12 protein-coding genes are annotated in these 12,486 nt (G+C 68.0%); 6 read left to right on the top strand and 6 right to left on the bottom strand.

The window, feature by feature from the left end; all coding sequences use genetic code 11:
- Positions 1-2: 2 nt before the first annotated feature.
- The 3 genes from FHR84_RS20980 to FHR84_RS20970 all read left to right on the top strand — a co-directional run bounded on the left by FHR84_RS20980 (position 3) and on the right by FHR84_RS20970 (position 2,512).
- Positions 3-623: a phosphorylase family protein gene (locus FHR84_RS20980; protein ID WP_179537273.1), complete on the top strand. Its 621-nt coding sequence runs from the start codon at positions 3-5 to the stop codon at positions 621-623.
- Positions 623-1,624: an adenosyl-hopene transferase HpnH gene (gene hpnH / locus FHR84_RS20975; protein WP_179537272.1), complete on the top strand. Its 1,002-nt coding sequence runs from the start codon at positions 623-625 to the stop codon at positions 1,622-1,624. The genes FHR84_RS20980 and hpnH overlap by 1 nt, the downstream gene beginning before the upstream one ends.
- A 186-nt stretch (positions 1,625-1,810) precedes the next feature.
- Entirely contained in the window at positions 1,811-2,512 is a 702-nt protein-coding gene (locus FHR84_RS20970; protein ID WP_179537271.1) for a VC0807 family protein, read from the top strand.
- Between the two features lie 78 nt (positions 2,513-2,590).
- Here FHR84_RS20970 and FHR84_RS20965 read toward each other — a convergent pair whose 3' ends face one another.
- The 4 genes from FHR84_RS20965 to fdxA form a co-directional block, all read right to left on the bottom strand.
- Complete coding sequence (locus FHR84_RS20965; protein WP_343075366.1) at positions 2,591-3,343, bottom strand: SDR family NAD(P)-dependent oxidoreductase; 753 nt, start codon at positions 3,341-3,343, stop codon at positions 2,591-2,593.
- A 5-nt stretch (positions 3,344-3,348) separates the two neighbouring features.
- Positions 3,349-4,272 (bottom strand): DMT family transporter, encoded by a 924-nt coding sequence (locus FHR84_RS20960; protein WP_179537269.1) that lies wholly within the window; start codon positions 4,270-4,272, stop codon positions 3,349-3,351.
- A complete protein-coding gene (locus FHR84_RS20955; RefSeq protein ID WP_179537268.1) occupies positions 4,269-6,764 on the bottom strand; it encodes a WS/DGAT domain-containing protein in 2,496 nt (831 codons plus the stop codon). The genes FHR84_RS20960 and FHR84_RS20955 overlap by 4 nt, the downstream gene beginning before the upstream one ends.
- A 169-nt stretch (positions 6,765-6,933) precedes the next feature.
- The gene (fdxA, locus tag FHR84_RS20950; RefSeq protein WP_179537267.1) at positions 6,934-7,257 is read right to left on the bottom strand and encodes a ferredoxin; all 324 of its coding nucleotides are present in this window, start codon (positions 7,255-7,257) and stop codon (positions 6,934-6,936) included.
- Between the two features lie 229 nt (positions 7,258-7,486).
- Here fdxA and FHR84_RS20945 point away from each other — a divergent pair, with 229 nt between their 5' ends.
- Entirely contained in the window at positions 7,487-8,281 is a 795-nt protein-coding gene (locus FHR84_RS20945) for a DeoR/GlpR family DNA-binding transcription regulator (protein ID WP_179537266.1), read from the top strand.
- A gap of 145 nt (positions 8,282-8,426) precedes the next feature.
- On the opposite strand, the gene FHR84_RS20940 is transcribed toward FHR84_RS20945, so the two are convergent.
- On the bottom strand, positions 8,427-8,825 hold the full coding sequence (locus FHR84_RS20940) for a DUF2267 domain-containing protein (RefSeq protein WP_179537265.1): 399 nt from the start codon (positions 8,823-8,825) through the stop codon (positions 8,427-8,429).
- Between the two features lie 240 nt (positions 8,826-9,065).
- Positions 9,066-9,722 carry a class I SAM-dependent methyltransferase gene (locus FHR84_RS20935; RefSeq protein ID WP_179537264.1) on the bottom strand — a complete coding sequence of 219 codons (657 nt, stop codon included), beginning with the start codon at positions 9,720-9,722 and terminating at the stop codon, positions 9,066-9,068.
- Positions 9,723-9,877: 155 nt separating this feature from the next.
- On the opposite strand from FHR84_RS20935, the gene qcrB reads away from it, so the two are divergent.
- Positions 9,878-11,536, top strand: a complete 1,659-nt coding sequence (gene qcrB / locus FHR84_RS20930) for a cytochrome bc1 complex cytochrome b subunit (RefSeq protein WP_179537263.1) — start codon at positions 9,878-9,880, stop codon at positions 11,534-11,536.
- 330 nt (positions 11,537-11,866) lie between these two features.
- Positions 11,867-12,304, top strand: a complete 438-nt coding sequence (locus FHR84_RS20925) for an SPW repeat protein (RefSeq protein ID WP_179537262.1) — start codon at positions 11,867-11,869, stop codon at positions 12,302-12,304.
- Positions 12,305-12,486 lie beyond the last annotated feature (182 nt).

Raw genomic sequence — 12,486 nt, 5'->3', positions numbered from 1 at the left:
TCATGAGGCCGGAGCTACTCGTCTGTGCGCCGCTGCGAGTGGAGTCCGCAGCGTTGCGCGGTTCCGGCCCCAGGGTCGTACGAACCGGATACGGCCGGCGACGCAGTGCCCGTTCGGCCACGAGGCTCGTCGGGGGCGACTTCGACGCGCTGGCGGTGGCCGGACTGGGTGGCGGACTCGATCCGACGTTGCGTGCCGGCGACGTGGTCGTGGGGACCGGGGTCTTCACGGGGGAGCGGACCAGACCGCTGTGCGCTCCCGAGCCGCTCGCTCGCGAGTTGCGTCGATCCGGTCTGAGCGTTCGCCTGGGGACCGTGGTGACGACCGATCACCCCGTGACCGGAGTCGAACGTCTCGCGCTGGCACGCACCGGCGCGCTGGTTGTGGACATGGAGTCGGGAGTGTTGGCCCCGGCGGCGGGGGAACGCCCCTGCGCGGTCGTGCGGGTCGTTCTGGACACTCCGCGACAACCGTTGATCGGCCCCGGAATGCCGTGGCGACTCGTCGGGGCGTTGCGGCGGCTACGCGACACCGGTGCCCCCCTGCTGCGGTGGTCCCGCACCGTTGCGGGGCCCGGTTCGCAGGACACTGTTCGATCTCGCTGGAGCAAAGAGGTTCCGTGATGGGCATTCCACCCCGCCAAGCCATCAGGGTCGGCGCTTACTTGGCCAAACAAAAGATTCTGAGGCGCAAGAAATACGCTTTGACTCTCGAGTTGGAGCCGTTGTTCGCGTGCAACCTCGCCTGCGCGGGTTGCGGAAAGATCCAGCACCCGGCCAACGTGCTCAAGCAGCGCATGCCGGTGGACCAGGCCCTTTCCGCCGTCGAGGAGTGCGGTGCCCCCGTGGTTTCCATCGCGGGCGGTGAGCCGCTGATGCACCCCGAGATCGAGGTGCTCGTGGACGAACTGGTCAAGCGGAAGAAATTCGTTTACCTGTGCACCAACGCCCTGCTGATGCCGCGCAAGATCGACAAGATCAAACCCTCCCCGTACTTCTCCTGGGCCGTGCACATCGACGGTCTCGAGGAGCGGCACGACGCCTCCGTGAGCAAGCAGGGCGTGTTCGCGCAGGCCGTGGACAACATCAAGGACGCGCAGCAGCGCGGTTTCCGCATAACGACCAACAGCACCTTCTTCAGCACCGACACCCCGAAGACGGTCGTCGACGTGCTGGACTACCTCAACGACGAACTGCAGGTCGACCAGATGATGCTCTCGCCGGCCTACGCCTACGACAAGGCTCCCGACCAGGAGCACTTCCTCGGAGTCGAGGAGACGAGGGAGCTGTTCAAGAAGGCCTTCGCGGACGGCAAGCGCAAGAAGTGGCGACTCAACCACTCGCCGCTGTTCCTGGACTTCCTGGAGGGGAAGAAGGACTTCGCCTGTACCGCTTGGGCCATTCCCTCCTACTCGCTGTACGGCTGGCAGCGCCCCTGCTACCTCATGGCCGACGGTTACGCGCAGTCCTACCGCGAGCTGCTGGAGGAGACCGACTGGGAGTCCTACGGCAGGGGACGGGACTCGCGGTGCGCGAACTGCATGGCGCACTGCGGGTACGAACCCACCGCCGTCATGGCCACGATGGGCTCGTTGCGCGAGTCCCTGCGCGCCGTGCGCGGGTGATCGTCTCCAGTTGTGGCTGTACTCACGCGGGACGGTTCGGTAGCGTGCCGGCGGGATACAGTGAAAGCCCAAGGCAAGTTTCCGCCGCGCCGCTCGTCGCACAAGTTCGCACAGTCGTAGCGCGATGAAACCGTCCACGGCACAGGTGCGGGACCGACCCTCCCGCACGTGCCGCGTGAGGTACGCATGCATACATCGACCACCGTCCAGCTGAGCGGGATTCGAACCCACTTGGCGCACGCTGGTAAGAAACTCCTCGAGACCACGCTCGTGCCGCTCGGGTTGTTCTACCTGCTGCTCAGCCTGACCGATCTGACGGGCGGCCTGCTGGCCGCCCTCGGCTGGACGGTCGCCGCTGTGACCTGTCGTCTGGTCCTGCGGATGCGGGTTCCCGCCGTGCTGATGCTGACGACCGCGCTGCTGGTCGTCCGGACGGTGGTGGGGGTGGTCTCCCAGAGTGCCTTCCTCTACTTCCTCCAGCCGAGTCTGCAGAACTTCCTCATAGCGGCCGTGCTGCTGGCGACGGTGCCCTTCGAACGAACCTTCATCGCACGGCTCGCGGACGACTTCTGCGTCTTCCCACCCCACCTGATCGGGCACGTGGCGCTGCAGCGGTTCTTCAGGCGGGTGTCGCTGCTGTGGGCGGCAGTGTTCACCGCCAACGGCGTGGGAGCGCTGTGGATGCTCGCACAACGCACCATCGGGGAGTTCCTGCTGGTGAGCACCGCAGGTTCCTACGGACTGGTAGCGCTTGCCGCCGTGGTGTCGCTGCTGTGGTTTCGCAGAGAGCTGCGCGGCCACGGGATCCGGTTGCGGATCGGCGACGGCGGGGGAGTCACGCCGGCCGGACTGTTGCGCTGGTTGCCGTTCCCGTCCGGAGCTCGCTGAGCGGATCCCGGCCGTCCGCGGCGAGGCAGCGCCGCGCTCGTGCCCGGCCGTGTGGAAAGCCCGTCCCGCGAGGGACGCTCAGCGGACCTGCCCGAACCTGCGCCCCAAACGGTGGAAGGTCCCGGGCAGCACCCCCTGGAAACGTGCGGCGAGGTCCAGCCACCCGGGAAGGAAGATCTCCTCGCTGCCGCGCTCGACGGCCCTCACCAGTTGTTCGGCCGCTTTCTCCGCGGGCAGCATCCGGGGAAAGCTCCGTTCGTAGGGAAGACCGCGACGTTGGAAGAAGGGTGTGCGAACCGCGCCCGGCAGCACGGTGGTCACGGTGAGTCCGTCCCCGGAGATCTCGTAGCGCAGGCTGGCGGCGAAGGCCCGCAGCGCGGCCTTGCTCGCCGAGTAGACCGCTTCGCCGCCGACTCCGACCGCGGCGATCGAGGAGACGAAGACTACGTGGCCCCGGCCGCGGGCACGCATGGCGGGCAGCAGCATCCTGGTCAGCTCCACGGGGGCGGTCAGGTTCACCGCCAGCAGCCGGTGGACTTCCGGCCCCGTCATCGCCTCCAGCTCCCCGGACCAGCCGACTCCGGCGTTGTTGATCAGGACCTCCGCGTGGGAGGCCCGATCGGCGACCCGGCGCAGCCCCTCGTCCGAACCGAGATCGGCGGCCAGCGTCCGCGCCCCGGTCCTTTCGGCCACCCGATTCAGCCCCTGCTCGTCCCTTCCCGTGACGACCAGGTCACAGCCGCGTCGTACCAGCACTTCGGCGGTGGCCGCTCCGATTCCGGAAGAACCGCCGGTCAGCAGCACCGTCCGTCCGCGCAGCGCGGTTCCCACCGGTCTCACCCCCACGTCCGGTCGTTCTCGTCTCCGGGGGAGTCGGCCCGTTCCAGGACCCGACGCAGGGTCTCCCCACGATGGGTCAGCAGCACTATGCCCCCGACTATGGCGAGCGCGGCCACCGCCTCACCGCCGAGCACGGCCGGTGTGGAGTTGACGCTCTCCCCGAACCAGTTGATGCCGATGGCCACACCGACGAGCGGGTCGACGGTGGTGATCACGGCCAGGGCCGGGGAGATCAACTTGCCCTGCTGGAAGGCGTTCTGGCTCAGCAGGAAACCACAGGGACCGACCAGGCACACCGCGTACAGCACCCAGTGCTGGAACGGTGCCGCGATGCCGCCCGTACGGAACTGATCGGCCACGACCTTCATCAGCGCCGCGGTCACGCCGTATATCACCCCGGTGGCCAGCGCCAGGGCGATCACGCGGATCTCGCCGGGAAAGTGGGACGCGGCCAGCAGGCAGGCGACGGTGAGCGCCCCCAGCAGCACCGCCAGCGGAACGGCCCGTGGATCGAGCGTCTCGGTGCCCCCCTTGGGGCGGGCCAGCAGCAGGAACGCGGACAGCCCTCCCATGCAGGCGAGCGCCCCCAGCACGACGAGACGGTCCAGCCGCCTGTGGGCCAGCCACGCCGCGTGCACCGCCGCGAACAGCACGCTGGTGACCAGCAGCGGCTGCACCAGCATCAGGGGGCCGTAGGCCAGCGCCACCACCTGCAGCGACAGTCCGACGATGACCGTTCCGACGCTGGCCAGCCAGACGGGTTTGCGCACGAGCTCGAACAGCAGCCGGGGGTTGAGCGTGCGGATGTTGGGGACCTGTTTGGTGGCGCGTTGCTGTACCGCGCTCGCCATGCCGAAGCTGGCCGCGCCGACCAGGGCGGCGGGGACGGCCACCGTGAACCAGGCCCCGGCCGCGCTCAACCTCGTCCTTCCGGGATGGGACGTGAGATCTCCGGTCCGCTGGGCGAGCTCGACAGCTCCGCGAGGACCTCACGTGTTCGTTGCCCCAGCCGTTCGGCGAGGCGGCCGCTGTGCGCGTCCACCGTGACCCCGATACCGACCATCTCCCCCCAGCTGATCACCCCCACAGCGGCTCCCACACCGGAGGCCAGCGGGAGGATCGGGACGACCCCGGCCACCAGCGCACCCCACACGCGGGGTGGGCGGGGCGAGCCCGGCATCGCGGAGACGATCGCGTTGAAGAACCGCCGCTGGTAGATCGTGCGGACGATTCCACGGTGCAGCGGGGTCGGGAGGAGCCCGAGGGCCGACATGACGATCCCGGCCGCGAGGGGCTGCCCGCTGCGCTGGCTGTCCTGGAGCAGCCGTGTGACCCGTTCGAGGCGTTCCGCGGGGCTCATCGGCCCGACGGGGAGGTCCACCGAGACCGCGACGGTGTGATTGCCGAAGACCTCGGGAGTCGCGTTCTCGCGCGGTGTGCGCGTGGTGCGCGGCACCATGACGCGCATTCGCTGCCCGCTCGTGGTGCCCTCGTGCTCGTCGAGCACCCTGTGCAGCGACTCGGCGACCAGAGCGATCAACAGGACGCTGCGTGGAACGCCGTGCGCTCTGGCCGCGGCCCGCACCTCCCGCATCGGGAGCTCGACCGAGTCGAAGGAACGCCCCGGTGTGCTCGGGCCGTTCAGGGGGCCGTCCGGGGCGGGTCCTGCCTTCGCCAGGCTGAGGAAGCCGCGTGCCGCCGTGCGGACCTCCCGGAACCGGGAGCTCAGGAGGGTGGGCAGTGCCGATCCGGCCGCGGACTTCCCCTGCCGTTTCGCGGCCTCGGCGTGCTGCTCGCCCCGGTCGCCGTCGTCGCGCAGTAGCCGGACGAGGGTGCTGGTGACGGCTATGCCGTCCCCGAGGGCGTGGTGGAGCTTGGCCAGGATCAGCGTTCTTTCCGGGGTGCGCAGCACCATGAGCTGCCACGGTGGGCGGTCGGTGCGCACCGCGGAGGTGAAGAACTCCCGGATCACCCCGGAGGCCTCGTGCTCGTCGGTGTCCCGGTGATCGAGATGCTGCCAGGGCTCGATCCGGGGGGCGGTGTACCAGCTCGGAGCCCGCAGGCGACGCTGGACGAGCACGTTGCGCAGCACGGGGAGCTGCCGGGCGCGCCGTTCGATCAGCTCGGCGAGGTGGCCCGCCCAGTCCCGCGCGGTGCTGCCCTCCGGCGCCCCGTCCAGGCGCAGGATCGCTCCCGTCTGCTGTGGAACGGCCGCCTCGGCCGCGTGCACGAAGAACCGGTCCTGCGCGCGCAGTCCGCGTCTTCCCCGGTGCAGGGGCAGGTGGGCGAGGCGGCTCACCTGTTCGGTGAAATCCCCGGAAGTGGCGTGCCGCAGCACTTCTCGCTCACGCCGGTCGAGCCGCTGCCCGTCCGTGGAGAGGTCGTGCAGCGTTTTCGCCAGCTCGTCCGTGTCGTGGCAGAGCTCGGCCAGACCGGCACGGGCCATGAGCTCCGCGTTGGCCCGGCCGTGTCCGGCGATCGGTTCGAACATGAGCACGGTGCGCCCGCAGGCCATCGCCTCGAGCGCCGTGGCCCCGCCCGCGTTGGACAGCACCAGGTCGGCCGCGGCCGTGAGCTCGGGCATGTCGTCGCGCCAGCCGAGCGGGAGCAGTTTCCCGGTGGGATCGGGGCGTTCGAGCAGCCGCCGGCGCAGTTGTTCGTTGCGGCCGCAGGCCACCACGATGTGGTCGATCCCCGGTTCGGCCAGTGCCGTGTCGACGGCGCGTTCCACGGCACCGAACGACAGCGAGCCACAGGCGACCAGCAGTTGGAACCCCGCCACCGGCACGCCGGCCGAGCCCCGGGCGGTTTCCTTCGCGACCGGCCGGAAGTCCCCGCTTACCGGAGGGACGCAGACGGCTCCGGCCGCGTCGGGCTGAGCCCGGTGGAGAGCCCGCAGACTGGCCCGGCTCATGACGTAGTGCAGGTCGATCTCGGGGTAGACCCAGAAGGGGTGGGGGCAGAAGTCCGAGACGATCGCCGAAACCGGAACCTCGGCCAGTTCACCTCCGCGGCGAAGACGGTCCAGCCCGGCAGTGGCCATCGGATAGGTGGAGACCACCACATCGGGGGCGTGGTCCCGGATCCGTCGTCGCAGCAGCGGGCCGACCCAGGCCCCCACGAACCCGCGGGACGCGTCGGCGAACCAGCGTTGACGCCACAGCGCGTTGTAGAACAGGTCGTAGAGCCACGGTGTGGATTCGACGTTGCGCACGTAGATCCACCTGAACAGCGGCCCCACACCGGGTCCCATCACCTTCAGGGTGTCCAACCGGAGTGTTTCGCACCCCGGCCACAGCCGCCGCAGCGCTTCCTCGGTGGCGCGCGCGGTCGCGTTGTGCCCCTCACCTATGTCGGCGCTGAGCAGCAGCACGCGTTCCGGTTTCCGGTCGGGTGGATCGTGCGGGGTCACCGGCCAATGTCCTTCCACCGATCTCGGCACTCGACGGCGGTGGTTCCGGGCTCGTGAGTACCGGTGTGTGCACCATTCGTCTCCGCGGAACGGTACCGCTCCCGTGTGCGTTTGGCGATCGTACCGTTGCTGTGTGTCGCCACCCTTCCTGGTGCCAGTGCTCCCGGGGTCAGGCCTGCGGTGGCAGTTCGGACACCGGAGCCACGTCCGTGCCGGTCCTCCCGACGTTGGCGGCCCCGCCGGGGGAACCCAGGCCCGTGGCGTTGAAGAACTCCGCGTTGGCCGTGGTGTAACCGGCCCATTCGTCGGGCACGTCGTCCTCGTAGTAGATGGCCTCCACCGGGCACACCGGTTCGCACGCGGCGCAGTCGATGCATTCGTCGGGGTGGATGTAGAGCATGCGGTCGCCCTCGTATATGCAGTCCACCGGGCACTCGTCGATGCAGGACTTGTCCAGCACGTCCACGCAGGGCTGAGTGATCACGTAAGTCAAGGCAACCGTTCCAGCTATGGGGGATTTCGCCTCGGGATACCCACGCGGTGCCGACGCGACACATGCGGGCACAGATCGACTGCGAAAGATCCTCCGCTCGATTGGTAGATTTGCCCGGTCGGGTTCTCGGCAGCCGTGTCGGCGGTCGGCGGGACCACCTCTCGGCGGGGTCCGACACGTGCCGCGGTCGCCGGGGAGCGCCGGAACGGCCAATGCATAGGCGTGAGGAATGAGCAGGACATCCAAGGGGACGCGCTCGAGGGAGCAGCGTCAGCAGCAGATCGTGGATTACGTCCTCCACAGGAGTTCGGCCAGCGCCGCCGAACTCGCCGAGCTGGTCGGCGTCAGCCTGATGACGGTGCATCGCGATCTGGACGAGCTGGCCAGACGCGGTTTGCTGCGCAAGTTCCACGGAGGGGTCTCGGCCCAGCCCTCCACGGTCTTCGAGGGAAGCTCCGAGTACCGGATGGGGGCCAATCGCGAACTCAAGGACGCCATCGCCAAGGTCGCCCTCGAGATGGTCGAACCGGGCTCGTCGATCCTGCTCGACGACTCGACCACGGCACTCACCCTCGCCGGTCTGCTCGGAGGCGTCGGCCCGCTGACGGTGGCCACCAACTACCTCCCCGCCATCGAGGTGCTCAAGACCTTCTCCGAGGTGCACCTGATGTGCCTGGGGGGCAACTACTCGGCGACGCACGACTCCTTCCTCGGGCTGCCCTGCATCGAAGCGGTCGGGGCGCTGTCCGTGGACATGGCCTTCGTGTCGACTTCGGCGATGAACGCGAGCATGACCTTCCACCAGGAACACGAACTCGTGCAGGTGAAGCGGGCCATGCTCTCGGCCGCGGGGACGAACGTGCTGTTGATGGATTCCAGCAAGATGCCGCGCAAGGCCCTGCACCGGATGGCCCCGTTGAGCGACTACGACAGGCTCGTCGTCGACGACGGGGCCGACCGGGAACTGCTCACGGCGGCGGGCGACGTGATCGACGTGACGATCGCCCCCACGGACGGAGCGTGAACCGGCCCGGAAGCAATTCCCGAGGCCGGGACACCCGCTCCCGGGACCGTGGGATCCGCCAACCGGACACCCCGTGAACCGGGGCGACAAGAGAACCGGGCCGCCGAGGTCCTGCCGGCCCGACGGCCTCGACGGAGGACCTCCGTCAGCGGAACATCTCCGCGAGGTCCGGGGGCAGCTGTGCGATGGTGTCCTCGATCTCCTCGCTGGGGGCCCACTGCAGCAGCACCTCGAAGACGGCACGGACCCTGCGTTCGACCTCGTCGATGTCCACCGTGTCCACCTCCCCGCTGACCTGGTCCAGGAAGGTGTCCCTGTCGAAGGAGATGGCCTGGCCGTCGAACCGGTACAACTCCTCGTGCAGTTCCGGAGGCAGCGCGGGTTCCAGGTCGTTCAGCTGGCCCGCCGCCAGCCGCTCGGAGAGCGCCCGGATCGTCGCACGGGCCAACCTCTCGGTCTCCGTGTCGTCGGTCAACCCGGTGCGCTGCTGGATCTGCTCCTGGAAGCTGGCCATCGTGCGGCCAGTGGACTCCGGTTGGGTCATGACTCGCCCTTCGTCGTTTCGGGAACTCGCAGTGACGAGCTACCCGCACCGACGTTGATCGAAACGCGCGAGGCGGCACGGGCCGCGTCCCGGCCGGGAACTCACCGGTGTTTTCCGGTCGAGTCGTTGGTCGGGTCGGGGACTTCTCCGGAGCAGGCGGCGCCGGAACCCCCGACCGTCGGCCCCGCCGCGGGATGCTCCGCTCAGCAGCCACTCACGGCGGGGGAACGGAGACCTCGATCAGCGTCGACGCGCCAGGGTGATCCCGTCGCTGATCGGCAGCATCGTGAGTTCCACGCGGTGGTCGCGCAGCACGTACCTGTTGAACTCGTGAATCGCGTGCGCGTTCTCGTCCTGTTCCGCGGCCAGCACGTTGCCACCGGCCAGGACGTTGTCCACGACGACGAAGCCACCGGAACGGGTGCGCGGCACTATCTCGTTCCAGTACGCGATGTAGCTCGTCTTGTCGGCGTCGATGAAACTGAGGTCGATCTTCGGTTCCGCCTCGAGGTCACGCAGCGTGCTCAGAGCGGGCCCGATTCTGAGCTCGATGCGTTCGGTCATACCGGCGCGGTGCCAGAAATCCCGTGCCACATCGGTGTACTCGGTGCTGATGTCGCAGCACAACAGCTTTCCGCTCTTGTCCAGCCCGCGGGCTATGGCCAGGGCGGAGTAGCCGGTGAACGTGCCCACCTCCACCGCGGTCCGCGCGTGGATCGCCTTGGCGAGCAGGGTCAGCAGACCGGCCTGCTCCGGCGATATCTGCATCTCCGCGCTGTCCGGCCACAACCGTTCGGTGTCGGTGATCAGTTCCCGCTGCAGCGGGTCCGGCCGTGCTCCGTGCTCCAGCAGGTACTCGTGTAGTTGCTCGTCGAGCTGAGCCGACTTGCGGGTCACCTCACCGACGCTACTCGAGCGGGGCACCTGCGCAACTCAGCGCGGCACCCGGCTCGGCGCAGTCGCGTAGCGTGGTCTGTCTGTTTACGCTTACACGCGGAGATTGCGGAAACCGCCGACCGGGGAGCTCCCGAAGGGTAGGCGTGATCGTCGCGATGAGCAGATTGACACGGCCGACGAGGCAGTCGAGCAAGGCCTACCGGATTGCGGCGAGTCAGGCGAACGAAGTGGACGAACGTCTGCAGCTGGCCTCCGGGGCGCGGCGGCAGATGAACAAGGTCTTCCCGACGCACTGGTCCTTCCTGCTCGGTGAGATAGCCCTCTACACATTCATCCTGCTGCTGCTCACGGGAACCTATCTCGCCTATTTCTTCGACCCCTCGATGACCGAGGTCACCTACAACGGGGTGTTCACCGACATGCGGGGCGTCGAAATGTCCCGTGCCTACGAATCCACGCTGGACATATCCTTCGAAGTGCGCGGTGGGATGTTCGCCCGGCAGATACACCACTGGGCCGCGCTCATATTCGTGGCCGCGATCGTGGTGCACATGTTCCGGATCTTTTTCACGGGGGCGTTCCGCCGCCCGCGTGAGACGAACTGGGCCATCGGGATACTGCTGTTCATCACCGGGATGTTCGAGGGGTTCACCGGCTACTCCCTCCCGGACGACCTGTTGTCGGGAACCGGGGTGCGGATCGCCTCGGGGATCACGCTTTCCGTTCCGGTCATCGGTACCTGGTTGCACTGGCTGCTGTTCGGCAGCGAGTTCCCCGGTGACGAGATCATCCAGCGTTTCTACATGATCCACATATTCCTCCTGCCCGGGATAATCGCCGCTCTGATCGCCGTCCACCTGGCGCTGGTCTGGTACCAGAAGCACACGCAGTTCCCGGGGGTGCGCCGCAAGGAGAGCAACGTCGTCGGGGTGCGCATCCTGCCCGTGTTCGCGCTCAAGTCCGGAGGCTTCTTCGCGACGGTGGCCGGAGTGGTCATCATCATGGCCGGGATCTTCCAGATCAACCCGGTCTGGAACCTCGGTCCCTACGTCGCCTCCAAGGTGTCGGCGGCCTCACAACCCGACTGGTACCTGATGTGGACCGACGGGATGGGAAGGCTCTGGCCACCCTGGGAGGTCTATTTCGGAGGGAGCGTCACACTTCCGGCTCCGTTCTTCCCGCTCGTTCTGGGGCTGGGGCTGGTGTTCACGCTGGCGCTGGCCTATCCGTTCCTGGAACGGAAACTCAGCGGTGACGACGCTCATCACAACCTGGTCCAACGTCCGAGAGACGTCCCCGTCCGGACCGGGCTGGGGGCCATGGCCATCACGTTCTTCACGATCGTGCTGGTAAGCGGGGCCAACGACATCGTCGCCTTCAAGTTCGACATCGCGTTGGAGCTGATGACCTGGTTGGGCCGTATCGGTGTGCTGCTCGGACCGCCCATCGCCTACTACACGGCGTATCGGATCTGCGTGGGTCTGCAGCGGGCCGACCGTCACGTGCTGGAGCACGGTGTGGAAACCGGCGTCGTCCGCAGACTGCCCCACGGGGAGGTGATCGAGATTCACCAACCGCTGGGCCCCACCGACGAGCACGGTCACCCCGAACCGCTGTCCTACCAGGGGGCGCCGGTTCCGAAGAAGATGAACAAGCTGGGGGCCGCCGGACGTCCCATGCCGGGGAGTTTGCTGTGGCCCGATCCTTCCGAGGAGACCGAGCAGTTGCGGGCGGCCGAGCAGGAGGAGCAGGAGCGGCAGTCGCGGGATCGGGACGAGCTGACGAGTGGTCACCCGGGAGGTTCGGAGGACTGATCCAGCGGGGGCCGGCTTCGGAGCGTCGCCCCGCCACCGGTCCGGCCGAGTACCGGGCCCCTCGTCGCGAGGTGCGTGCCCGGATGTCGGAGAAGGGGTGGAAGCGGGTTCCGCGGGGGCGAACCCCGGCGGGCGGTGCGACGGAAAATACTCGGGTGTGCCGGGTGGTTGTAGCTGGACATTCGCGGTGTACGGGTTCACAGTAGCGGTGCGGGCTCTCCGAACCGGCCGCGGAACGACGAGGTGCCCTACGACCTCCGCGGATTGAGCCGCGACCGATCGAGGCGGCCGGACAGAGGGGGCCGTTTGCAACGGCGAACGGTAGGGGTGATGGAGATGTCGCAAGCCGGTTCGATCGAGAGGCATCCCGATCTCGTCGAGATGCGGGCGCGCTACGAGGAGGCCAGCGAGACTCCGCAGGGCCAGACCTTGGAAGGGGGGACGCTGCTGGCCGGGGTGTACCTGGCGATCTCGCCCTGGGTGATCCAGTTCAGCGCCACGAGTTTCGACGTGGCGATGGGGAATCTGGTCATCGGTCTGACGGTGGCCGTGCTGGCGCTCGGCTTCGCCTCCGCGTACAGCCGCACGCACACCGTCTCCTGGGTGGTTCCGCTGCTGGGAGCGTGGACGATAATCGCTCCGTTCGTGATCGTCGGAGCCGGAGTCGGTCTCGGGATGATGCTCAGCAACGTGATCGTGGGTGGAGCGATAGTGCTGCTCGGTTTGGGGATGAGCTCCCTGGTGCTCATGCGTCGTGGCCGTGGTTGATCGGGACGCTCGGGCCGGTGGTCCGGGAATCGCACCGGCCCGAGCTCCCCGGCTCGCTGATGTCTTCCGGTCGAGTTGTTGGTGGACTTAGGGGTGCTTTCAGAATGCGGGGTGTTTGCGGGCGAGGATCATGCAGTGGGCGAGTTGGAGGAGGGCTTGGTGCATGTCGTCGCGGGTTTCCC

This window comes from Actinopolyspora biskrensis, assembly GCF_013408175.1.
Lineage (GTDB): Bacteria > Actinomycetota > Actinomycetes > Mycobacteriales > Pseudonocardiaceae > Actinopolyspora > Actinopolyspora biskrensis.
Note: the sequence above shows the minus strand (reverse complement) of the source record. Positions and strands in the feature narration are given on the sequence as shown.